This window comes from Pseudomonas sp. 10S5 (genome assembly GCF_035019745.1).
Classification (GTDB): Bacteria; Pseudomonadota; Gammaproteobacteria; order Pseudomonadales; family Pseudomonadaceae; genus Aquipseudomonas.
In genome coordinates, this window is record NZ_JASJVL010000013.1 from 26169 (window position 1) to 49537 (window position 23369).

Annotated in this window: 18 protein-coding genes; 7 read left to right on the plus strand and 11 right to left on the minus strand. The window is 53.8% G+C overall.

Going from position 1 to position 23369, the window contains the following annotated elements:
• Positions 1–39: 39 nt before the first annotated feature.
• Positions 40–1173: an alpha/beta hydrolase gene (locus QN378_RS15300; RefSeq protein ID WP_322206698.1), complete on the plus strand. Its 1134-nt coding sequence runs from the start codon at positions 40–42 to the stop codon at positions 1171–1173.
• A gap of 25 nt (positions 1174–1198) precedes the next feature.
• On the opposite strand, the gene QN378_RS15305 is transcribed toward QN378_RS15300, so the two are convergent.
• Positions 1199–2782 carry a peptide chain release factor 3 gene (locus tag QN378_RS15305; RefSeq protein WP_322167552.1) on the minus strand — a complete coding sequence of 528 codons (1584 nt, stop codon included), beginning with the start codon at positions 2780–2782 and terminating at the stop codon, positions 1199–1201.
• Positions 2783–3084: 302 nt separating this feature from the next.
• Here QN378_RS15305 and QN378_RS15310 point away from each other — a divergent pair, with 302 nt between their 5' ends.
• The 5 genes from QN378_RS15310 to QN378_RS15330 all read left to right on the plus strand — a co-directional run bounded on the left by QN378_RS15310 (position 3085) and on the right by QN378_RS15330 (position 8208).
• Positions 3085–3837: an ABC transporter permease gene (locus tag QN378_RS15310; protein ID WP_407074110.1), complete on the plus strand. Its 753-nt coding sequence runs from the start codon at positions 3085–3087 to the stop codon at positions 3835–3837.
• Between the two features lie 14 nt (positions 3838–3851).
• Positions 3852–4745: a glycine betaine ABC transporter substrate-binding protein gene (locus QN378_RS15315; RefSeq protein ID WP_322206700.1), complete on the plus strand. Its 894-nt coding sequence runs from the start codon at positions 3852–3854 to the stop codon at positions 4743–4745.
• A 13-nt stretch (positions 4746–4758) separates the two neighbouring features.
• A complete protein-coding gene (locus QN378_RS15320) occupies positions 4759–5412 on the plus strand; it encodes an ABC transporter permease (protein WP_322206701.1) in 654 nt (217 codons plus the stop codon).
• A 14-nt stretch (positions 5413–5426) separates the two neighbouring features.
• Positions 5427–6581: an ABC transporter ATP-binding protein gene (locus QN378_RS15325; protein WP_322207001.1), complete on the plus strand. Its 1155-nt coding sequence runs from the start codon at positions 5427–5429 to the stop codon at positions 6579–6581.
• A 466-nt stretch (positions 6582–7047) separates the two neighbouring features.
• Entirely contained in the window at positions 7048–8208 is a 1161-nt protein-coding gene (locus tag QN378_RS15330; protein WP_322206703.1) for a type III PLP-dependent enzyme, read from the plus strand.
• Positions 8209–8261: 53 nt separating this feature from the next.
• Here QN378_RS15330 and QN378_RS15335 read toward each other — a convergent pair whose 3' ends face one another.
• The 3 genes from QN378_RS15335 to QN378_RS15345 form a co-directional block, all read right to left on the minus strand.
• Positions 8262–9086: a hypothetical protein gene (locus QN378_RS15335; protein WP_322206704.1), complete on the minus strand. Its 825-nt coding sequence runs from the start codon at positions 9084–9086 to the stop codon at positions 8262–8264.
• Positions 9087–9236: 150 nt separating this feature from the next.
• Entirely contained in the window at positions 9237–10250 is a 1014-nt protein-coding gene (locus tag QN378_RS15340) for an alpha-xenorhabdolysin family binary toxin subunit B (RefSeq protein WP_322206706.1), read from the minus strand.
• Positions 10251–10271: 21 nt separating this feature from the next.
• Positions 10272–11501 carry an alpha-xenorhabdolysin family binary toxin subunit A gene (locus QN378_RS15345; protein WP_322206707.1) on the minus strand — a complete coding sequence of 410 codons (1230 nt, stop codon included), beginning with the start codon at positions 11499–11501 and terminating at the stop codon, positions 10272–10274.
• Between the two features lie 342 nt (positions 11502–11843).
• Between QN378_RS15345 and QN378_RS15350 the strand changes: the two genes are divergently transcribed.
• Positions 11844–14216 (plus strand): sulfite reductase flavoprotein subunit alpha, encoded by a 2373-nt coding sequence (locus QN378_RS15350; RefSeq protein WP_323550841.1) that lies wholly within the window; start codon positions 11844–11846, stop codon positions 14214–14216.
• 123 nt (positions 14217–14339) lie between these two features.
• Here QN378_RS15350 and QN378_RS15355 read toward each other — a convergent pair whose 3' ends face one another.
• The 7 genes from QN378_RS15355 to QN378_RS15385 form a co-directional block, all read right to left on the minus strand.
• Positions 14340–15323: a peptide ABC transporter ATP-binding protein gene (locus QN378_RS15355; protein ID WP_322206709.1), complete on the minus strand. Its 984-nt coding sequence runs from the start codon at positions 15321–15323 to the stop codon at positions 14340–14342.
• Positions 15323–16291: an ABC transporter ATP-binding protein gene (locus QN378_RS15360; RefSeq protein WP_322206710.1), complete on the minus strand. Its 969-nt coding sequence runs from the start codon at positions 16289–16291 to the stop codon at positions 15323–15325. Before QN378_RS15360 ends, QN378_RS15355 begins: the two co-directional genes overlap by 1 nt.
• A 10-nt stretch (positions 16292–16301) precedes the next feature.
• Positions 16302–17213, minus strand: coding sequence for an ABC transporter permease subunit (locus tag QN378_RS15365; protein ID WP_323550911.1), 912 nt, complete (start codon positions 17211–17213; stop codon positions 16302–16304).
• 10 nt (positions 17214–17223) lie between these two features.
• Entirely contained in the window at positions 17224–18234 is a 1011-nt protein-coding gene (locus tag QN378_RS15370; protein ID WP_322206712.1) for an ABC transporter permease subunit, read from the minus strand.
• Between the two features lie 75 nt (positions 18235–18309).
• Positions 18310–19905 (minus strand): ABC transporter substrate-binding protein, encoded by a 1596-nt coding sequence (locus tag QN378_RS15375; RefSeq protein WP_323550910.1) that lies wholly within the window; start codon positions 19903–19905, stop codon positions 18310–18312.
• A gap of 87 nt (positions 19906–19992) precedes the next feature.
• Complete coding sequence (locus QN378_RS15380; protein ID WP_323550909.1) at positions 19993–21369, minus strand: OprD family porin; 1377 nt, start codon at positions 21367–21369, stop codon at positions 19993–19995.
• A 364-nt stretch (positions 21370–21733) separates the two neighbouring features.
• Positions 21734–23362, minus strand: coding sequence for an ABC transporter substrate-binding protein (locus QN378_RS15385; RefSeq protein ID WP_322206715.1), 1629 nt, complete (start codon positions 23360–23362; stop codon positions 21734–21736).
• Positions 23363–23369: the final 7 nt, after the last annotated feature.

The window sequence follows — 23369 nt, forward strand, 5'->3', positions numbered from 1 at the left end:
TAGCCGAGCCAACTGATAGGGATGGACTGTGTGGGGTGCATGAATTTTCAACCGAGACACTGGCTTGCTGTGAGTGTGCTGCTTGGCACAATAGGTCTGACCGCCGGCTGCGCTAGCGACCCAGCGGGGGCCCACATTAAATTTATCGAGTTGGTTAACAAAGATCTGACCACCGCGTATCTGCCGGCCCATAACGAAGTCTCCAGTTGGGATGATACGTGGCAGATAGGACGCCAATCGGTGAATGTCGCTTGGCTGGCGCCCGTGAACCATGAGCGTTTGCCGCTGATTATTTATCTGCCGGGCCTCGGTGAATCGGCCACAGCGGGCGAGCAATGGCGCACCGCCTGGGCACAAGCCGGGTATGCCGTGTTATCGGTTCAGGGTCAGGCCTACGGCCCGGCTCTTTACCTGACAGGTCAGGCCCAGGCGGGCGTGTTTCGCGAGTTGGCGGCTGATCGCTATTCCAACGCTTCCCTCCGAGACCGGCTGAGCACACTGCAGAAAGTGTTAAGCGAAGTGCGGGCGCGGGCGGCTAAAGGTGAAGCGCAACTGGCGTCGATCGATTGGAGTCAAGTTGCCGTAGCCGGTTTTGATTTGGGCGCGCAAACCGCCGCTGCGGTGGCGGGAGCGGGACAAGTGGACGTCGCGACCGGTATTGATATTGAGCCCAAGGCTGTGTTGTTGATCAGTCCTTTTGCCGAAATCCAGGCCAAACCTGAGGTGTTCGCACGCATCGCTTCGCCCGTCTTGACAATTACTAGCCAAGACGACGAAGACCCGTTCAACTGGGTCAGTTCTAATCAGCAGCGCGAATTAGTGGGTGCATCCGTGACCGCTGCTGGCAGTCACCGCTTGAGGCTGTCGCGGGCTACCTACAAGACCTTGTCCGGCTCAGATTTGGTGCCCATTCCCACCGAAGGAAAGGAGTTAAAGGTGTCAGAGGACGATCATACTCCCGGGGGAAAATCCCACGCCAAGACCAAACTCCTTCGGTCTGGCGCTCACAGTCCTGTCGGGGCAGAGCCTGTTCCCGATCCGAAACAAGTAGCTTCGATTCAAGCGGTCAGCCAAGCCTTTCTCGACAGCCGGGTGAAACACAATCCGGCCGCCAGCGATTGGCTGCAAAAAACTGCACCGGGCTGGTTGGGAACTGCGGGCTGGCTGCAGTAACAAACGCCCGTGACCTGACCTTCAGTTAGTGATGTTCGCGGGTCGCACGGAATTTTACGTCGGGCCAGCGCTCTTCCATTAATGCAAGGTTGACGCGGGTCGGTGCCAGGTAGGTCAAGTGACCGCCGCCGTCGACCGCCAGGTTTTCCACGGCTTTGATCTGGAACTCTTCAAGTTTCTTCTTATCGCTGCAATCGATCCAGCGAGCTGACCACACAGTGATCGGCTCGTAAGCGCACTCGACCTTGTATTCCTCTTTCAGGCGGCTGGCGACCACATCGAACTGCAACACACCGACAGCACCCAGAATGATGTCGTTGCTGCGTGTCGGGAAGAACACCTGCGTGGCGCCTTCTTCGGCCAATTGCTGCAAACCCTGACGCAGTTGCTTGGACTTCAGTGGGTCTTTCAGACGTACGCGGCGGAACAGCTCCGGGGCAAAGTGCGGGATGCCGGTGAAGCCCAGGTTTTCGCCTTCGGTAAAGGTATCGCCGATCTGAATCGTGCCGTGGTTGTGCAAGCCGATGATGTCGCCAGCGAAAGCTTCTTCGAGCTGTTCACGCTCGGAGGAAAAGAATGTCAGCGCATCGCCGATCCGTACTTCTTTGCCCAACCGTACATGACGCATTTTCATGCCCTTGTCGTAACGGCCTGAGCAGACCCGCATGAACGCGATACGGTCCCGGTGCTTGGGGTCCATGTTTGCTTGAATCTTGAAGATAAAGCCGCTGAATTTCTCTTCATTGGGCTCCACGGTGCGTTCGTTGGCAACACGGGCTAACGGCTGTGGTGCCCAGTTCACAACGGCATCAAGGACGTGATCGACGCCAAAGTTACCCAGCGCCGTACCGAAAAAAACCGGCGTCAGTTGGCCGTCGAGAAATTCTTGTTGGTTGAATTCGTGGCAAGCGCCCTGCACTAATTCCAGCTGATCGCAGAAGCGGTTGTACTCGTCACCCAAGTGGGCGCGGGCTTCGTCGGAATCAAGCTTTTCAATGATTTTGACGTCGGTACGCTCATGGCCATGCCCGGCGGTGTACACAATGATGTAGTCGTCGGCCAGGTGATACACACCCTTGAAATCGCGATAGCAACCAATCGGCCAAGTGATCGGCGCGGCCTTGATCTTGAGTACCGCTTCGATTTCGTCGAGCAACTCAATGGGGTCACGGATGTCGCGGTCGAGCTTGTTGATGAAGCTGACGATAGGCGTGTCACGCAGACGGCAAACGTCCATCAACGCGATGGTCCGTGGCTCAACGCCCTTACCGCCATCAAGGACCATCAGTGCCGAATCCACTGCGGTCAGGGTGCGGTAAGTGTCTTCGGAGAAGTCTTCGTGGCCCGGGGTATCCAGCAGGTTGATCATATGATCGCGATACGGGAACTGCATGACCGAGGTGGTGATGGAAATGCCGCGTTGTTTCTCCATCTCCATCCAGTCAGACGTCGCATGGCGGTCGGACTTACGAGATTTCACCGTGCCCGCAATGGAAATCGCCTTGCCCATCAACAGCAGTTTCTCCGTGATGGTGGTCTTGCCCGCATCCGGGTGGGAAATGATGGCGAAGGTGCGGCGTTTCGCGACTTCGGCGGCCTGGTTGGTCATGGGAAATCGCCTGGCAGGTGATCAAAAAAGGGCGCAGATTATAGCTCAGTTGGAGGCAATAACCGAACCGTTCAGTCGATGCAAGGTGGCCAATTACTATCTTATGTGGGAACCTTTCGCACAGTAGAGACGTCCACTCCTCGGATAGAGCCAGTATGTGAGGCTGATAAATCAACACGTTAGCTTGACGAAGCTACGCTAATGGCTTGTGTTTTCGCCGAGGTTAAACCCTTACCGGCGACCCACCCGCTGCTCTTCGCGAACGTTATTGCAGTTATCAGTGCGGTCAGAATTGGCCCGCTATGGCAACGCGTTCGCCGACGGAAAAAAGGAGTCCGCCTGTGGCTAATCGCTATGGCAAGGGGCTATTGGGAGGTGCAATTGTTATTGCGCTTCTGGCCCTGCTGGTCCATTGGATCGGCATCAGTACCATCGTAAAGTACCAAGACGACCTGTGGTTCTACCTGCAAGCGCATTTGATTTTGGTCGTGGTTTCAATGCTGGCGGCACTGGTGGTCGGTATACCGGCTGGTATTGTCCTCAGCCGACCGAGTATGGTTCGTAGCGCTGAACGCTTCATGCAAGTTTTCAATATTGGCAACACCGTTCCTCCTCTCGCCGTGTTGGCCATTGCCCTTGGGATCCTCGGCATTGGCAGCGGACCCGCCATCTTCGCGCTGTTCCTGGCCTCGTTGCTGCCCATTGTGCGCAACACCTATGAAGGCCTGAAAAACGTTCAGGGCTCACTCAAGGAAGCGGCCGTCGGAATTGGCATGACACCGCGCCAAGTGCTGCTTCGCGTTGAGCTGCCTAATGCCGTGCCGATCATTATCGGTGGCGTGCGGGTCGCGCTGGCAATCAACGTAGGCACTGCGCCGCTGGCGTTTTTGATTGGCGCGAACAGCCTGGGCAGCCTGATTTTCCCAGGCATTGCACTGAACAATCAGCCGCAACTATTGCTCGGGGCGGCGTGTACCGCTTTGCTCGCGCTGTTGCTTGACGGTGTGGTGACGTTAGCCAGCCGTATCTGGCTGGAACGCGGCCTGACCCGCTGAGAGAGGAAAAACCAATGAAAAAATCATGCTTATTCATAGGCTTTGCCTTGCTGCTCTCTGGTTTGGCCAGCGCCGCTGAAAAACCGGTGATTCGTATCGGAGCTCGGGTATTTACTGAGCAAACGATCCTTGCGGAAATGACCGCGCAGTACCTCAGGACCAAGGGCTATGACGTCCAAGTCACCGGGGGACTGGGCAGTAACCTGGCACGTAGTGCTCAGGAAAGCGGGCAGCTAGACATGCTCTGGGAATACACCGGGGTGTCGTTGGTGTCTTACAACCACATCGCTGAAAAACTCGACAGCGCGCAATCCTATGCACGGGTTAAAGAGCTGGACCTGAAAAAAGGTCTGGTTTGGCTGGCGCCGTCCAAGTTCAGCAATACCTACGCGCTGGCATTGCCGAAAAAAATTGCTGATAAATACCCCCTAATAAACAGCATCAGCGACCTGACCAAGGTCTTGAAAGACGAGGCCAAGGAAGATCATATCGTTGCGCTGGATACCGAGTTCGCTAACCGTTCCGACGGTTTGGTCGGCATGGTCAAGGACTACGGCATGAACCTGAACCGGGAGAACACTCGCCAGATGGACGCCGGGCTGGTCTACACCGCGCTACGTAATGGCCAGGTGTTCGCCGGATTGGTCTACACCACCGACGGTCGTCTGAACGCGTTTCACCTCAAGGTGCTCGCCGACGACAAGCACTATTTTCCGGACTACACCGCGGCCCCGGTGATCCGCAAGGACTACCTCGACGCTCACCCGGACTTGGCTGCGCAGCTCAAGCCGCTTGCGGAACTGCTGGACGACGACACCATGCGCGCGTTGAACGCGCGGGTTGATGTGGACCACGACAGCCCCTCCCTCGTTGCCGCAGATTTCCTGCGCGAACATCCACTTAACTGATCAAGGAGAAGACATGAGCATCTTGAACACCTTCTCCCATCTTGACTGGTCGCTGATCCTGCACCTGACTTGGCAGCACATCACGTTGGTCGGCATCGCAGTGACCCTGGCGATTATTGTCGGCGTGCCGCTGGGCATCGTGATGACTCGCTTTCCGACACTGGCCGGACCGCTACAAGCCGGCGCCACGGTGTTGCTGACGGTGCCGTCGATTGCGCTGTTCGGCCTGTTGTTGCCGTTCTATTCAAAGTTCGGTCAAGGGCTGGGCCCGATGCCGGCGATCACCGCTGTATTTCTGTACTCGCTGCTGCCGATCATGCGCAACACCTATTTGGCGCTGACCGGCGTCGAGCCGGGGATCCGCGAAGCCGCCAAAGGCATCGGCATGACCTTCAGCCAGCGCTTGCGCATGGTTGAACTGCCGATTGCAGTTCCGGTGATCCTCGCTGGGGTACGTACTGCCGTGGTGATGAACATTGGCGTCATGACCATCGCCGCCACCATTGGCGCGGGCGGTCTGGGTGTACTTATTCTTGCTTCAATCAGCCGCAGCGATATGTCGATGCTAATCGTGGGCGCAGTACTGGTCAGTCTTCTGGCCATCTTCGCCGACCTGCTTCTGCAATGGCTGCAACGCACGCTGACTCCAAAAGGATTACTGAAATGAACAGTCCCAAGCAAATGATCGAGCTGCAGAACCTGACCAAGACTTTTCACACCAACGGCAAAGACGTCACCGCCGTGGATTCAGTGAGCCTGACCGTTAACGAAGGCGAGATCTGTGTATTCCTCGGCCCGTCGGGGTGCGGCAAGAGCACCACGCTGAAAATGATTAACCGTTTGATCATGCCAACCTCCGGCAAGGTGCTGATCAACGGTGAAGACACCAGCGGTCTGGACGAAGTGACCCTGCGCCGTAATATTGGCTACGTCATTCAGCAGATCGGTCTGTTTCCGAACATGACCATCGAAGAAAACATCACCATCGTCCCGCGCTTGTTGGGGTGGGACAAACAGAAGTGCCGCGACCGCGCTATCGAATTAATGGCGATGGTCAAGCTTGAGCCCAAGCAGTACCTGAGCCGCTACCCGCGAGAATTGTCCGGCGGTCAGCAACAACGGATCGGCGTGATCCGCGCCTTGGCCGCAGACGCGCCACTGTTGTTGATGGATGAGCCGTTCGGCGCGGTTGACCCGATCAACCGTGAGTCAATTCAAAATGAGTTCTTCGAGATGCAGCGGGCGCTAAACAAGACCGTGATCATGGTTAGCCACGACATCGACGAAGCAATAAAGCTCGGCGACAAAATCGCAATTTTTCGTGGCGGAAAACTAATTCAGGTCGACCACCCCGACACCTTGCTGGCACACCCAGCAGATGATTTTGTAAAAAGCTTCGTTGGCCAGGACAGCACCCTCAAGCGTCTGTTGTTGGTAAAAGCCGAAGATGCGGCGGACAACGCGCCGTCGGTCAGCCCTGAAACCCCGGTCGCCGAAGCGTTGGAACTGATGGACGAGCTTGACCGCCGTTACGTGGTAGTCACCGATGCCGAAAACAAAGGCCTTGGTTACGTTCGCCGCCGCGACCTGCACCGTCAAACCGGCACCTGCGCGCAATTCTTGCTTGAGTTCAATGCCACGGCTGCATTCGATGAGCATTTGCGGATTCTGCTGTCGCGGATGTACGAGTTCAACCGATCGTGGCTGCCGGTCATGGATGCCGAACGGGTGTTCCTGGGTGAGGTGACTCAGGAATCCATTGCAGAGTATTTAAGCTCCGGTAAGTCTCGCGGTGGCAAGACCAGCATTGTTTCTCCGGCTGAGTTGGTGGCTTAAGCGTAAGCAGTGTTGCTTGATCCAACGGATGAAAAACCATCTTTCTGGAGGAGCCAAGGTGTTAGCGATATGGCGAACTGATGCGCTACACATGGCGCTTCGCCAACAAGTCGGCCCCTACAGGGAATGCATGGTGTGCCTGGAATGGAACATCAACCATGTCACATGGGTCGGTTACGTAGGTCAGTGAAAGACAGCTCGCGACGGACGTGTGCAAAAACGCGACATTTTTTGTTGATCTCAAGGCTATCAAGTCCTAAAGTTCGCGCCGAACGTCCATGCTGGAAACGATCCATCCGGCTCAAGTACTGACGACGAGACAGCAAGGCCAAGGGAAGCGCTTTTCCCATGGCCTTTTTGCTTTCGGCGATGGCCTTGGGAAGTAGGCGAACCAAAGTGGGGATACACACGGAGGACGTTCATTCGCACCCATTGATTAATCCAGTTTGCCCGTAGGAGATCCAGCATGATCAAAGTCGAAGACTATTTTGAGCTCACCACCTTCAACAAAATGAAGGCGTTTGCCGATCAGCATGAAACCCCGTTTGTGGTCATCGACACTGCGATGATCGACAAGGCCTACGATGACCTGCGAGCAGGCTTCGATTTTGCCAAAATCTATTACGCCGTTAAAGCCAACCCGGCGGTTGAAATCATCAACCTGCTTAAGGACAAAGGCTCCAGTTTCGATATCGCTTCGATCTACGAGCTGGATAAAGTCATGGGTGAGGGTGTAACACCTGATCGCATGAGCTACGGCAACACCATCAAGAAATCCAAGGACATTCGCTACTTCTATGAGAAGGGTGTGCGGTTGTTTGCCACCGACTCTGAAGCTGACCTGCGCAACATCGCCAAAGCCGCGCCGGGCTCCAGGGTTTACGTGCGTATTCTCACCGAGGGCTCGACCACCGCCGATTGGCCGTTGTCGCGTAAATTCGGTTGCCAGACTGACATGGCCATGGACCTGCTTATTCTTGCCCGTGAATTAGGCTTGGTGCCTTATGGCATTTCGTTCCATGTGGGTTCGCAGCAGCGTGACATCAGCGTGTGGGATGCTGCGATTGCCAAGGTCAAAGTGATCTTCGAGCGTCTGAAAGAAGAAGACGGCATTATCCTCAAGCTCATCAACATGGGTGGCGGCTTCCCGGCCAACTACATCACCCGCACCAACAGCCTGGAAACCTACGCAGAAGAAATCATCCGTTTCCTCAAGGAAGACTTCGGCGACGACCTTCCAGAAATCATTCTGGAGCCTGGCCGTTCGTTGATTGCCAACGCCGGTATCCTGGTCAGTGAGGTGGTCTTGGTAGCACGCAAGTCGCGTACCGCCGTTGAGCGATGGGTTTATACCGATGTGGGTAAATTCTCAGGCCTGATCGAAACCATGGACGAAGCCATTAAGTTTCCGATCTGGACCGAGAAAAAAGGCGAAATGGAAGAAGTGGTTATCGCCGGTCCTACCTGCGACAGCGCCGATATCATGTATGAGAACTATAAGTATGGTCTGCCATTAAACTTGGCCATTGGCGACCGTTTGTACTGGTTGTCTACCGGTGCTTACACCACGAGCTATAGTGCTGTGGAATTTAACGGCTTTCCGCCATTGAAATCTTTCTACGTCTGATCAGAGCTATTCAGATAGCCCATGATGACCCATGGGCTTTTGACGCATGACCGTTATAACTTCTGAAGGTGTTCTTTCAGGACGTTCAGGCTCGGCACCATGCCCTTCATTGCCTCGTTAAGCTCATTTATCGTGCTGCTCTGAAATACCCGTGCAATCAGTCTATCGGGTTCGTCCAGTAATGCGCGGATGTTACTGAGATAGGCGTACAAGTCACTAGCAGCGATCAAAGTGTCTGTATAATCGTTCCGTGTCTTATTGGCGGTCTTAATAACAATGTCTAAAGCGCTGTCGGTGATGGTCAAATCTAAGCTGATATTACGTCGCGCGGCATAGATATCAATGCTCGCGTCCATAAAGTTAATGATTCTTGGGGTTATCAGCGAGACACCGTCTGAGAGGGTTGACGAGTGGAACGCGCTGTCGAAACATTTTTTCCAGGCATCATGGATATGAAGTTTTATTTGTTGAAGGAGAATGACCGGTGAGCTTGCGTGAAGGAAGGCTAAGCCTGCGAGAGAGAATGGAGGTTGTTGCAGGTTGAGGGTCGACAACGAATTGCTTCTCTGTGGCTTAGTCATCAACGCAGTAGCCCCTGCGAGCTGATGAGCAAAAAAAATCAAGTCAGCGATAAGCCCGCACAAATTATAATGCCCGTGCAACATTTGGTTAAATTCAATGGGCCAAGAATCTGATTTGTTTTTTGCAATAGGAAGAACATAAACAAGAGAGGGCTCTACCCGTTGCTTAAATTCCTTATCAGAAAACATATTCAGTTCTGTTTTTATGGAGTTAACCTGTTCGGGAAGATTTTTCAAAAATAAACGATAGTTTGCCAATACCTTAAGAAATGGCAAGTCAATTTCGGCGGTGCCCATAATGATTATTTATCTACAGTCCCCGGAGACCATCGTCCGTTAGGACATTAAGTCAGCGAGTTAATGGTAAGGTAACTTGGTAAGAGGGGTGGCCGCCTGCGCGGCACGCCCCTTTGCCTAGGTAAGGTTTATTGTAATCGAGTGTGCTTTTTACCCATGAATGGGGTTAAGGTATTTTTCCAATTGAATGGCGTAGTTAATCAACGTTAAGCTGCGTACATCGTCATCTTGCTCGGGCACATTGTTAAGCTCCAGAAAAAGATAAACGGAGTTAACAATTTTATCGAATTCTGTAGCAAAAATATTCCGATGTTCATTGATGATATGAATAGCCTTGATGAGCTTGATGCGTTCCACAATTCGGCCGATTTCTGCATCACGACTTGCAATATGGCTTGAGCAAGTATCTATTCTAGTCCGCAGACGATCTCTTTCTGCTACCAGATCTAAAAAGCTAAAAGTTGCCTTCGCGTTGTCAATTGATTTTTTAAGCTGATCGACTGCCAGTTGTATAAGTGCCATTTCCGGAGGTTGCACTCCCAGTTCAGCAATTTTTTCTGTAGTCAAAATAGCCTCTTGTGCCCCCGTTGCTACACCCTGTAGTTCAATAACTGCGATAGCCTCTGTGAGTACTGTGCGTTGCTGCGACCAGTCGCTTTCCTGCGCTTTTAAATGCTCTATCTCTGCCTTTAGACTTTGTGACTGAGTTTCGAAGCCGTCTAAATAACTAGTGGTAGCCGATGGGTCAAATGAACCACTGATGTTTGCCAAACATTTATTCAGTTTTTTTGCTTCTTCAAGCGTTTTGTCCACGGTATTGGTGAGAGATTTATTGACTTCATCGAGGATGTCTACTTGTTCATCAGGGTCATCGCATTGACGGTATTCGTCGTTCAGTTGTCGCAGTTTCGGGACGGTCAGATGGAACTCTACAGCCATCCGCTGACTTGATTCTTTGAGGATCTGGCGACCTGTCAATGCGGCATCAACCCACGTCGAGAACGTGCTGATCAGGTTTGGCAAATAACTGACTTTATTAAATGCTACCTGCGCTACTGCCATGTTGTTTTGCATTTCTGCAAGGCTACTGCTCATGACGTTTACATTGGGTTCGATGTAGTTTGCGTTCAGTTTTAGGGAGGTAACGTTGCTCTGAGAGTTCATGTTATAAATATCCAAATTTAATTAAAGGCCGCGGCGTTTGATTTCGTCATCTGCTTCTTTGAAAACATCCAGCAATTCATCGGCGGTTTCACCAATTAGCTTCCACGGTTCTACTACAGACCTGAAATGGGACTCAAACCGGTTCGCTTTTAGCACGTCTGTAATGGATTTCGCTTCATCTTGGGATTTGTCGGCATACAGAGAAAGCGCGTTCCATACAGTGACCAGGTTTTTGGTCGCCGCGTCGGCGTCGATCACTAGCAATTGCAAGTCTTGCATGTCCAATTCAATACGACTTAAATTTCCTGCGATGCTATTTTTCTGGCTTAACAGTTCGATATCCGCCGCTTGTAATTTTTTAAGTCGATTTCGTTCTTTACGGATTTTTTCGGCCTCGGATCCGGTATAGATTGCCATACCTAAACCAAATACACCGCCTGCTGCAGCTGACGCCAACGAGTCGCCCACTAGTTTTTTGTATTCTTTTGTTTTTTCATCAATGTCGAGGGTGCGTTGATTGATGACCACCTGTAATTTTTTGACTTCTTCGTGCAACGGAGTGTTTTTTATTGACGCTAATTTCATGCTTACTTTTGGGCGGACTGACAACGAAAGATCTTTGTCAAAATCGTGTAGCAGTACTTTAACGGCTTCAGCGTCAGCTTTACGCGCTTGGACTTTTTCCAACATCTTTGTTAAGTAGTACCCGAAATCTTTGGCCGTATCGAGACCGGCTGCATCTAATTCGATGTCCGGAAGTTCAATATTCATATCGATTTTTGCACGCTTTAGATCATCATATGTTTCAATATTCAGCTCCCGAAAAGTTTTACTGCCTTTGATTTCAGAAAGGACGCGTGACATGTCATCGCCGTATATCTGTAATTGACCCGCAAATACTTTTAGCTCACTGCCGATGGCTTTGATCTTGACGCTAATAGGGTTCCAGCGTGCTGCGTGGTTGTGCACCACAATAAACGTATCTCGAAAATCGTTGGCTGAGAGTCCTGGTCCTGCTCCGTCGGTATAGCCGAGGTAGGTAATGACATCTTGAACTGCGGTGGGGAGCGCTAATCCTGCGATTTCGTACATCCGAAGTTGAATGATTTCATTTTTTGTCAGTGTAATGCCTTTCCCCCGGATACTGTTTTCAGACCTGCCCGTTGATGCGTTTACAAACTCTTCAGGTGCGTTGATTGCGTTGTCTAAAATTGAATCGTTGTCATAGGTGCTATCTGTATTCGATGTCATAGTTCTTTCCCTTTTATGTTTCGTCAGCACCGATCCTGATGCTATTTGAATCTGCAATGTTAAGTGCAGTGCGACTTGCACTGGAGCCAGACTAGTGGGTTGTTATAGGGACTGTCAAAATAGAAAGATGGGCGAAGTGTGTAGGAAATGTCGAAAGTTAAGTAAGAACTTGGTATTGCATAACACTTACCAAGGTTATGGACCTAGGAGATCTGTATCAGTGTATTAGCTGAGGCCATTGATCCATCTCGTTAAATACTGAGCAGCGTTTTTAACGTGGATGAGAATGTTTACGATTTAAAAGGCACAATGCATCCCTCCGAATGTGTCGAGGTCTTTGAGGTGATAAAGAAAATCCTGTTTCAAGTGCACTGGATCTCAGGCATTAGCGCAGGTCTGGTTTTGGCAATTATGGGGGTTACTGGAGCGATAAGCTCCTTTCAAGACGAGTTGCTGGAGGTTTTCAATCCGCATGCGTTGCAGGTGGAGCGACCTGCTACCGGGATTTTGCCGCCGGTCGAAATGGTGAAAAAGCTGGAAGCCACTACTGGCAAAATTGTTTCCGCGTTGTGGGTCGTTACAGCTGGAGACAAAGCGGCGCAGGTGTCATTTACACCGCCGCTCGGCCAGATCCGTGGTGAACTGATCTATTTCGATCCTTACACGGGCTTACTGCTTGACGTTCATCTGGCTGGCGAGGACTTTTTCGAACGGGTTCTGCAGATGCACCGTTACCTGGTCTTGGGCGAGTTTGGTAAACAGCTCACTGGCGCAAGCACGTTGATCCTGCTGTTCTTTTGTGTGTCTGGTCTGTATCTACGTTGGCCGCGTCGGGTACTGAGCTGGCGTGTCTGGCTGGCTATGGACTGGGCAAAGAAAGGCCGCGCGTTCAAGTGGGACTTACACTCTATCTTCGGCACTTGGTGCTTGGTGTTTTACCTGGTGTCAGCCTTGACTGGCCTGATGTGGTCTTACAGTTGGTACAACAACGGGATGACCCGATTGCTCGCAGACGCAGCCTCAGGTGAGGCGCGCAAAAGTCCACGTGTTAGTCGTGGGCAGCCCCTGCCGGCGGGACCATTACCTACCGTGGATTACGTAGCGGTGTGGAATAGCGTCCAGCGGGTTGCGGGTTCCGAACTCATCAGCTGGAATTTGCGCCTGTCACCGGTGGCGGGCCAGCCCGCGACGGTTTATTACCTGCTGCGCAATGCCGAGCATCAACGGGCGCTGAACCAAATCACCCTCGACCCGGCGAGCGGCAAGGTCAGTGCTCAATCCCGTTACGCCGACAAGAGCCTGTCGGCCAAATTATTGATCAGCAATTACGCGTTGCATGTGGGCAGCTATTTCGGGATCGTCGGGCGGGTCGTCATGTCGCTGGCGGCGCTGATGATGCCGCTGTTTTTCATCACCGGTTGGTTGCTCTACCTGGATCGGCGGCGCAAGAAGCGCCAGATTGCGACCGCCCGCAATGCGCTGGCGGCCAATGTCGACGGCTATGCACCGGCTTGGTTGATCGCTTTCGCCAGCCAAAGTGGCTTCGCCGAACAGTTGGCATGGAAAACTGCCGGGCAGTTACAGGCCGCCGGGTTGCCAGTGCGCGTGCGGCCGTTAGCTGAGGTGACCGAGTGGGATTTACGCCAAAGCCGCAATGCGCTGTTCGTGGTTAGCACGTTTGGAGAGGGTGAGGCACCTGACAGTGCACGTGGGTTCGAGCGGGCGTTGCTCAGCCGGTCGTTAGCGCGACTGGACCTTAACTATGCAGTGCTGGCACTGGGTGATCGGCAGTACCAACAGTTCTGCGCATTCGCCAAGCGCCTGCATGACTGGCTAGCGGTACGCGGTGGTCGTTCGTTTTTCGCGCCCATTGAAGTAGACAGCGGTGACAATCATGCATTGCAACAATGGCAGCACCAGTTAGATGCGTTGACGGGCAGTGCGCCATCGGCCGTGTGGCAGTCTCCTGAGTTCGAACGCTGGGTATTGAGTCGGCGTGAGCTGCTGAACCCTGGCAGTGATGGAGCTAAGGTTTTCTTGGTAGACCTAATGCCGCCCTTCATCCGTGCGTGGGGAGCGGGTGACTTGGTGGAAGTATTGCCGAATGACAGCGCGGTACCACGCCGATACTCCATTGCTTCAATTCTAGCGGACGGTTGTGTACAGCTGATTGTTCGCCAGGAAATACACCCGGACGGTAGTCTGGGATTGGGGTCCGGACTGCTGACCGAGCATGCGCTGCAAGGTTCAGCGATCAGCCTGCGCCTTCGACGTAACAGCAGCTTCCATCTACCAAGCGAAACTGTGCCAATGATTTTAGTGGGAAACGGAACTGGATTGGCGGGCCTGCGCAGCTTGCTCAAGGCGCGGATTGCTCAAGGGCAGACGCGTAACTGGCTGATGTTCGGCGAGCGTAATGTGGCCCACGATTTTTATTGTCGCGACGAGCTGCAAGGCTGGTTGGCGACGGGCGATCTGGCGCGTCTGGATCTGGCGTTCTCGCGTGACCAGGCCGAAAAAATTTATGTGCAGGATCGCTTGCGTGAATCAGCCCATGAGTTGCGCGAGTGGTTGGCCCAAGGCGCGGTGATTTATATCTGTGGCAGCCTGCAAGGCATGGCCATGGGTGTCGAGGAGGTCTTGATTGAGTTGCTAGGCATTCACGAGGTCGAGCAGTTGGTCGAGCACGGGCGTTATCGGCGGGATGTGTATTGACTGAACGATTGGTGAGCGAATTCGCTTCTACAGAAAGTTGAAGTGCGCCCCAGAGGCTGGATTTATGTCCAACCTCTGGGGCGCACTTCAACTCTGCAGGGCTTCAGAGATACTACAGAACGATTACGCAGCATTACCTTCGATGAATTGCTCGGCGTAATGGCAAGCAACCTGACGGTTGTCGACCACGCGCAGCGCAGGTTCATCAGTGGCGCACAGTTCGGTCGCGTAGGGGCAGCGCTTGTGGAAGGCACAGCCGGTTGGCGGGTTGAGCGGGTTAGGCAATTCGCCGATGATTTTGATCTTCGGCTTGAGAGGGTCCGGGTGAATGGTTGGGGTCGCGGATAACAAGGCCCGCGTATACGGATGCAGTGGCCGGTTGTAGATCTCTTCCTTGGGGCCCATTTCCGCAGGGCGCCCGAGGTACATTACCAGCACGGTATCGGCGACGTGACGCACCACCGAAAGGTTGTGCGAAATGAACACGTAAGCGGTATTGAATTCCTGCTGCAAATCCATGAACAGGTTAAGCACTTGGGCCTGAATCGACACGTCCAGCGCTGAGGTCGGTTCGTCCGCCACCAGCACTTTGGGTTGCAGCATCATCGCTCGGGCCAGCGCAATACGCTGACGCTGACCACCGGAAAACATGTGCGGGTAGCGGTGGTAATGCTCAGGGCGCAAACCAACCTGTTGCATCATGGCTTGCACTTTCTCCCGACGCTCTGTGCGTGACAGATTGGTATTAATCAGCAGCGGCTCGCCCAGTTGGTCACCGACTTTCTGCCGTGGGTTTAGCGAGGCATAAGGGCTTTGGAACACCATCTGCACATCGCGTCGCAATTGTTTGAGTTCTGCTTTGCTGGCGCCGGTGACTTCCTGGCCGGCAATTTTCAGCGAACCGGAGGAGGGCTCCTCGATCAACGTCAACGCTCGGGCCAGGGTCGATTTGCCACAACCGGACTCACCGACCACAGCCAGGGTTTTTCCCGCTTCCAGCTCGAACGACACGCCGTTGAGTGCACGAACCAGCGCGTGCCCTTTGAACAGGCCGCGTGATACTTCGTAGTGACGGGTCAGGTCGCGGGCAGTAAGAACGACGGTCATTACGCGACCTCCTGGTTCAGCGGGTAGAAACAGCGAGCGAAGCTATGGTCTTTCAGGTCCAGACCAGGACGCTGGGTCCGGCAGTTGTCCTGAACGTAGGGGCAGCGCGGCGACAGCAGGCAACCTTGTGGCCGGTCATAACGGCCCGGCACCATGCCTGGCAGGGTCGCCAGACGATCGGCGCCCATGCTGTGCTCAGGAATCGCGGCCAGCAAAGCTTCGCTGTACGGATGACCTGGAACGTCGAACAAACCCGGCACCTGGCCAATTTCTACCGCTTGGCCGGCGTACATCACGCACACGCGCTGGGCGGTTTCAGCGACCACGGCGAGGTCGTGGGTGATCAGCACCAACGCCATGTCCCGCTCTTTTTGCAAACTCAGCAGCAGGTCCATGATCTGTGCTTGAATCGTTACGTCCAACGCGGTGGTCGGCTCGTCGGCGATCAGCAGTTTCGGTTCGCCGGCAATCGCCATGGCAATCGCAACACGCTGGCTCATGCCGCCCGACAGTTGGTGCGGGTAAGCATTTAAACGGGCAGCAGCACCGGGGATTTCTACTTTTTCAAGCAACTCAAGCGCACGTTGGCGAGCGGCTTTGCCATTCATGTTCAGGTGCTGACGCAGAACTTCTTCGATCTGGAAACCGACGGTGTAGCTCGGATTGAGCGCCGTCATGGGGTCTTGGAACACCATGGCCATGTCTTTGCCGATAATGCGTCGGCGCTGGCGTGAACTGAGCGTAAGCAGTTCATTGCCGTCAAAGTTCAGCGAGTCGGCGGTGACGACGCCTGGTTTTTCGATCAAGCCCATCAGCGCCATCATGGTTACCGATTTGCCGGAACCCGATTCGCCAACGATGGCCAGTACTTCACCCTTTTCCACGCTGATGCTCAAACCGTCTACCACCGGGATGGCTTTGGCGTCGCCGAAGCGGACGTTGAGATTCTTGATTTCTAGAAGTGACATACGAATCTCCTCAGGCGGCATTTTTGAGTTTCGGGTCCAGCGCATCGCGCAGCCCGTCACCCATCAAGTTGATTGCCAGCACGCTGAGCAAAATGGTCAGGCCAGGCAGACTGACTACCCACCAGGCGCGTTCGATGTAATCCCGAGCCGAGGCCAGCATCGTGCCCCACTCTGGGGTTGGCGGTTGTACGCCCAAGCCGAGGAAGCCCAATGCCGCAGCATCGAGAATCGCCGAGGAGAAACTCAAGGTCGCTTGGACGATCAATGGTGCCATGCAGTTGGGCAGCACAGTGATGAACATCAGGCGTGGCAGCGTGGCGCCGGCCAAACGGGCGGCAGTCACGTAATCACGGTTCAGTTCGCCCATGACCGCAGCTCGGGTCAGTCGTACATACGACGGCAAAGACACCACGGCAATGGCGATGATGGTGTTGATCAGGCCAGGGCCGAGGATGGCGACAATTGCCACAGCCAGCAGCAGTGAAGGCAGTGCCAGCATGATGTCCATCAGGCGCATGATCGACGGGCCAAGAATACGCGGGAAGAACCCGGCCAGCAGGCCCATGAGAATCCCTGGAATCAACGACATGACCACCGAGGACATGCCGATCATCAGCGACAGTCGTGAACCGGTGATCAGACGTGACAGCAAGTCACGCCCCAGCTCATCGGTGCCGAGCAGGAACTGCCATTGGCCTCCCTCCAGCCAGACCGGTGGGGTCAGCAGGAAGTCGCGGTATTGCTCGCTGGGATTGTGAGGAGCGACCCACGGTGCGAACAGCGCGCAGAAAACGACCAGGGTCATGAACATCAGCCCGGCAACGGCGCCTTTGTTCTGCGCAAATGCATTCCAGAATTCTTTGTACGGCGACGGGTATAGCAGGCTTTGATCGACTGCTACCGCGGATGTAGGTGTGTTCATAGGAATGATCTCAGCCGTGGTGACGAATGCGTGGGTTGGCAAAGCCGTAGAGGATGTCCACCACGAAGTTGACCAAAATCACCAGGCAGGCGATTAGCAGGATGCCGTTTTGCACCACGGGATAGTCCCGGGCGCCAATGGCTTCGATCAGCCACTTACCAATACCGGGCCAAGAGAAAATGGTTTCGGTCAACACTGCGCCGGCGAGCAATGTGCCGACTTGCAGGCCGAATACCGTCAGGACCGGGATCAATGCGTTTCGCAGTCCGTGGACGAAGACCACACGGGCGGGCGACAGACCTTTGGCGCGCGCTGTGCGCACGTAATCTTCGCGCAGCACTTCAAGCATCGAAGAGCGGGTCATCCGGGCAATCACTGCCAGCGGGATAGTACCCAACACGATGGCCGGCAAAATAAGGTGGTGCAGGGCATCGAGAAACGAACCAGGCTCGTCACTGAGCAGGGTGTCGATCAGCATGAAGCCAGTTTTGGGCGGAATGTCATAAAGCAGGTTGATGCGCCCGGACACAGGCGTCCAGCCCAGAGTCACCGAGAAAAACATGATCAGAATCAGGCCCCACCAAAAGATCGGCATTGAGTATCCCGCCAAGGAGATACCCATCACCCCATGGTCGAATAGGGATCCTCGTTTGAGTGCCGCAATCACCCCGGCCAGCAGGCCCAGGATGCCAGCGAAAATAAGCGCCGCAGTTGACAGTTCCAGCGTGGCCGGGAACAAAGCTTTGAATTCGGTCCACACGCTTTCTCGGGTGCGCAACGATTCGCCAAGATCACCGTGGGCGAGCTTGCCAACATAATCAAAGTATTGGGCGTAAAGGGGTTTATTCAGACCAAGGCGTTCCATGGCTTGGGCGTGCATCACCGGATCAACCCGGCGCTCCCCCATCATTACCTCCACGGGGTCGCCCGGAATCAAACGAATCAGGGCAAAAGTCAGCAGGGTGATGCCGAAGAAGGTGGGTATTAACAACCCCACGCGGCGGGCAATAAAACTAAACATCTTCTGGTGTACCTCATCAGCCGGTTAGGCGTGCGCCGACGAAGCTCGGGTGACGAGCCGCGCCGGTGTTTTTCTCTACTTCACCCGTGTAGTGGCAAAGTTATTAGTGGTCAGGGGGCTGATGTGATAGCCCTCGACATTTTTGCGCATGGCAGTGAACAGTTTGGGGTAAGCCAGGCTGATCCACGGTTGTTCTTTGTGGAACTCTTGCTGGGCTTTTTCGTAAAACGCAGCACGCTCAGCAGGATCTGTTTTGACGCGGGCCTGGGAAATGGCATCTTCGAATGTCTTGTCACACCAGCGTGCGTAATTCTCACCATTTTTTGCCGCATCGCAACTCAGATTTGGCGTAAGGAAGTTATCAGGGTCTCCGTTGTCGCCTGCCCACCCAGCAAACACCATGTCATGTTCGCCATTTTTGGCGCGTTTAAGCATTTCGCCCCATTCCAGAACGCGAATATCTACCTTGAGGCCAATCTGCGCCAAATCCGACTGCAACATCTGTGCGCCCACTAGTGGATTCGGGTTTGTGACGGCGCCACCATTGCGGGAGAACAGGGTTAATACCGTTCCCTCAGGTACTCCAGCTTCTTTAAGCAGCGCACGGGCTTTGTTCAGGTCGCGAGGCGGGTTCTGAATATCGGCAGCATAGCCTAGCAACGTTGGCGGGTACGGGTTGACGCCCTCGGTCGCCTTGCCTTCGCCGAACAATGCATGGATATAGGCCTTTTTGTCGAACGCCAGGTTGATCGCCTCACGCACACGCACGTCACTCAAGTATTTGTGGGACGTGTTTATGGCGACGTAGCTGGTCATCATGGCTTCCATCTCATCGATTTTGAGATTGGGGTCGGCCTTGATGTTGGCGATATCATCAGGTTTTGGGTACAGAGCAATCTGACACTCGTTGGCTTTTAATTTTTGTAGGCGGGTGTTGTTGTCCAGGGTTATCGCAAAAATCAGTGCTTCGCTAGGTACCTGTCCCTTCCAGTAATCCGGGTTGGCTTTATAGCGGATTTGGGCATCTTTGGCATAGCGAACAAGGATGAACGGGCCGGTGCCGATGGGTTTGCTGTTGAGGTCGTCAGTTTTACCGGACTTAAGCAACTGGTCGCCGTACTCCGCGGAGTAGATCGAGGTAAAGGGCATGGCCATGTCGCGCAGGAAGGGCGATTCGGGGCGGGTCAAGGTGAACTTGACGGTAGAGTCGTCGAGTTTTTCGACGCTCTTGAGCAGGTCGACAAAACCCATGCTTTCGAAGTAAGGGAACCCAATCAGTGACTTGTCATGCCAAGGGTGCTTTGGGTCGAGCTGGCGCTGGAAACTCCAGAGCACGTCGTCGGCATTCATTGTGCGGGTTGGTTTGAAATAATCGGTGGTCTGAAATTTCACGCCGTGGCGCAAGTGGAACGTGTAGGTGAGGCCATCCGGGCTGATCTCCCAGCTTTCGGCCAGGCCAGGGACCACATCCGTAGTGCCCGGTGCGAAATCCACCAGTCGGTTAAGGATGGTCTCCGCTGCCGCGTCGGCGGTGACGGCGGTGGTGTACTGGACGATGTCGAAACCTTCAGGGCTGGCTTCGGTGCAGACCACCAAAGGTTTGGCTGAAACGCTGACGGCGACACTGAACAACGCCAGTGCAATCGAGGTACGTAAAGAAAGTAATTTCAATATAAACCCTCCGCAAAGATCTGAATGGTGACGCCTGTGTGGATGATCACGGATGGCCCGGAACCCGCAGCAGGCGCCTTTGATGCGTTACAGAATGTTAAATGGAATTGTGGTCACGAAACGCAATTCCCGGATGTTGCCGTCAGCCTGGAACTCGCTGGCGCGGTGGGTGGTGTAACTGGCTTTGATGCTGCTGGCTTTCAATGGGCCACTTTGCAGGGTATACGCGGTGCCGAAACCGTATTCCTGGTGATGTTCGCCATTCATTTGCTTCACGTCATACGCAGTACCCGTGTAGTGGGTACCGTTGATGTCGAAGCCGTGTGCCGAGTAGATGCTGAATTTCAGACCCGGTACGCCGTATTTAGCCATGTTCAGACCGTAACCAATCTGGATCGACTTCTCGTTTGGTCCGTTGAAGTCGGACAGCAAGGAGTTGGCGAGGAAGATGGCGTTGGTTTCGTGGGCGTAGTCGAAAAAGGTGTCGCCCGCAACTTGCTGATACGCCAGCGTCAGGCTGTGCGCTTCGTGAGCCAGGGTGAATGACAGGCTGTACGTATCGTTGTCGATGGCGCCGAGTTTGCTCTGGCCGCTGTCCTTGGTTTTGTAGTAGTTAAAACCAGTGCTCAGGGCCAGGACTGATGGATCGCCCAGGTCGTGGTTGATCCCGATGTAGTATTGCTTCCAGAAATCTTCCAGGTCTGAGGCATAAAAACTTGCGGTCAGCGCCTTGGACGGTTTCCAATCTACACCAGCCATGCTCAAGCGGTCGGAAGTGATACTGCGGTCAGCGTACTCAGAGCGGAACTTGGTCAGGCTTTCTTCGGTACGCGGCGATACGCGGTCGAAGCTGCCGGCCTGGAATGAGAGGTTGCTCAGTTCGTCACTCTGTACGGCAAAACCTTGAAAGCTTGAAGGCAGCGCACGGTTGCCAATGTAGGCGATCACGGGTGTGTTCACTGACTGACGGCCGGCGGTTACAACCGTGTTGGATATACGGGCTTTGATGTTGCCTAGGCCCATTTTGCTCCATTGGTCGACAGCATTGCCGTTACTGTCTGTCAGTGTCCGGTTGCCGCCGCCAGCGATTCGAGCGTGGCCTCTCTCAAGCGCAACTTCGTTGTAGATAGCAGCTTCAGTCGCGAAGCCAACGACGCCCTGGGTAAACCCCGAGGAGTAATCGATGATCGTGCCCTGAGTCCAGGTATTACGACGCGCTGTCGGGACCGATACACCGTCTTTCTTGTAGCTGAACAGATCTTGACGAGTGCTTTGTTCTTTCGCAAAAAAGTTCTTGGTAGAACCCTTTATCGTTGAACCTTCGATGAAACCCTTAGCGTCTTCCTGGGCCTTGCTGGTGTTGAGCGTTGTCGGTTCGAATTCCTGACTGACGCTTTCTGCCTGTGCCATTGCTCCCATGGTGCAGATGGACAGGGCTAATAGTGCGGTACTGGCTCTTTTCACGTTAACGCTCCCTTATTACTTTTATAGAGCCAGTTTTTAGTTAATCTGGCTTAGATGGTGCTCGGTATCCGTCCCGCTCGAAGTAGTGGCAAATGCCAAGCGTCAAATCGTCGGAACGGCTTTGCTCGGGACGAGTATTTTTCTCCCAGCTTGAAACGGTTTTTATCAGGCGATCACTGACGCGAGCCCACGAAACCTAAAGTGCTTGGGCGGCGGAGTAAATAGTCCTAGGTGCTTCAGAGTTTGTAGGAAAAGTGCGTGGCGATAGTAGGTGGCTGCTTATTAGCAGTTACTTGCTTAACGCAGGCCTGTTTCCACTCTGAAAAAATGTCACCACGCTGGTAACAGCGTAGTGACATCGTTCTTACTTGCTAACGCTTACACCATAAAAGGAGTTCAAGCCGAATGGGCTGATCTTGAAGCCCTGGACGTTGTTGCGCATAGGTTGATAGACGGTCGAGTGCGCGATTGGCGTAATCGGCACGGCGTCTTTGAGAAGGTGTTGCGCCTGTTTGTACAGTTCGGTGCGCTTAGCCTGGTCAGGTGTTTCCTTAGCTTGCTTGATCAGGTTGTCGTACGGCTTGTCACACCACTTCGAGAAGTTGTTGCCGTCCATCGCATCGCAACCGAATAAGGTTCCCAGCCAGTTGTCCGGGTCACCGTTGTCGCCGCTCCAGCCAATCAGCATTGCGCCGTTTTCGCCTGCTTTGGCGCGTTTGATGTACTCGCCCCATTCGTAGGTAACGATTTTGGCTTTGATGCCGATTTTTGCCCAGTCTGACTGAAGCATCTCAGCCATCAACTTGGCGTTGGGGTTGTAAGGTCGCTGAACCGGCATCGCCCACAGGGTGATTTCGGTGCCTTCTTTGATACCGGCTTCCTTGAGCAGCGCTTTGGCTTTTTCAGGGTTGTAACCGGCATCCTTGATGGTGGTGTCATACGACCATTCTGTCGGCGGCATGCCGTTGACCGCTAGTTGCCCCGCACCCTGATACACAGAGTCGATGATTTGCTGTTTGTTGACGGCCATGTCCAGCGCTTGACGAACTTTCAGCAAGGCCATTGGGTTAGGTTCGTCGCTGCCTTTGATTTTTGGCATCACGTTGTAAGCGATATAACCCAGGTTGAAACCCGCCTGGTCAGGCATCTTCAAGTCTTTGTCAGCCTTGAGAGCGACGAGGTCTGCTGGGCGCGGGTACAGGGTAATCTGACATTCGCCTTTCTTCAGCTTCTGCATCCGCACCGACGGGTCGGTGGTAATAGCGAAGATCAGGTTGTCGACTTTGACGTCTTCAGGCTTCCAATAATCCTTGTTGCCGGTGTAACGGATGTTGGAATCTTTTTGATAGCTCTTGAACACAAACGGGCCAGTGCCGATTGGCTTCTGGTTAATGTCTTGAGCCTTACCTTCTTTAAGCAATTGAGCTGCGTATTCAGCAGACTGAATAGACGCGAAGCTCATGGCCATGTCTTGAATGAACGCGGCATCAACGGTTTTTAGAGTGAACTTGACAGTGTGATCGTCCAGCTTCTCGACTTTAACGATGTTGGTGTCCATCCCCATGTCAGTGAAGTACGGGAACTCGGTCGGGTAGGCTTTGCGGAACGGATCGTCTTTGTTCAGCATGCGGTTGAACGTGAACAACACGTCATCGGCATTGAAGTTGCGGGTTGGCTTGAAGTAATCAGTGGTGTGGAACTTTACGCCTTCACGCAAGTGAAAGGTGTAAGTCAGCACGTCCGGAGAGATATCCCAACTGGTCGCCAAGCCAGGAATAACAGCGGTACCGCCGCGCTCGAACTGGCTGAGACGATTGAACATAGTCTCGGCTGCAGCATCAAAATCGGTTCCGGTGGTGTACTGACCTGGGTCAAAACCGGCCGGGCTGCCTTCGGAGCAAAACACCAAGGAAGTAGGAGCTGCTTGGGCGAACGGAGCGCAGGCAATCAAACCTGCGCTGAGTAGAAACGGAATGACCGCTTGTTTGAGCATGGTGGCC

Coding starts and splice junctions, on each gene's coding strand:
- QN378_RS15300 (WP_322206698.1), top strand. CDS start 40: ATGAATTTTCAACCGAGACACTGGCTTGCTGTGAGTGTGCTGCTTGGC.
- QN378_RS15305 (WP_322167552.1), bottom strand. CDS start 2,782: ATGACCAACCAGGCCGCCGAAGTCGCGAAACGCCGCACCTTCGCCATC.
- QN378_RS15310 (WP_407074110.1), top strand. CDS start 3,085: ATGGCAACGCGTTCGCCGACGGAAAAAAGGAGTCCGCCTGTGGCTAAT.
- QN378_RS15315 (WP_322206700.1), top strand. CDS start 3,852: ATGAAAAAATCATGCTTATTCATAGGCTTTGCCTTGCTGCTCTCTGGT.
- QN378_RS15320 (WP_322206701.1), top strand. CDS start 4,759: ATGAGCATCTTGAACACCTTCTCCCATCTTGACTGGTCGCTGATCCTG.
- QN378_RS15325 (WP_322207001.1), top strand. CDS start 5,427: ATGATCGAGCTGCAGAACCTGACCAAGACTTTTCACACCAACGGCAAA.
- QN378_RS15330 (WP_322206703.1), top strand. CDS start 7,048: ATGATCAAAGTCGAAGACTATTTTGAGCTCACCACCTTCAACAAAATG.
- QN378_RS15335 (WP_322206704.1), bottom strand. CDS start 9,086: ATGGGCACCGCCGAAATTGACTTGCCATTTCTTAAGGTATTGGCAAAC.
- QN378_RS15340 (WP_322206706.1), bottom strand. CDS start 10,250: ATGAACTCTCAGAGCAACGTTACCTCCCTAAAACTGAACGCAAACTAC.
- QN378_RS15345 (WP_322206707.1), bottom strand. CDS start 11,501: ATGACATCGAATACAGATAGCACCTATGACAACGATTCAATTTTAGAC.
- QN378_RS15355 (WP_322206709.1), bottom strand. CDS start 15,323: ATGACCGTCGTTCTTACTGCCCGCGACCTGACCCGTCACTACGAAGTA.
- QN378_RS15360 (WP_322206710.1), bottom strand. CDS start 16,291: ATGTCACTTCTAGAAATCAAGAATCTCAACGTCCGCTTCGGCGACGCC.
- QN378_RS15365 (WP_323550911.1), bottom strand. CDS start 17,213: ATGAACACACCTACATCCGCGGTAGCAGTCGATCAAAGCCTGCTATAC.
- QN378_RS15370 (WP_322206712.1), bottom strand. CDS start 18,234: ATGTTTAGTTTTATTGCCCGCCGCGTGGGGTTGTTAATACCCACCTTC.
- QN378_RS15385 (WP_322206715.1), bottom strand. CDS start 23,362: ATGCTCAAACAAGCGGTCATTCCGTTTCTACTCAGCGCAGGTTTGATT.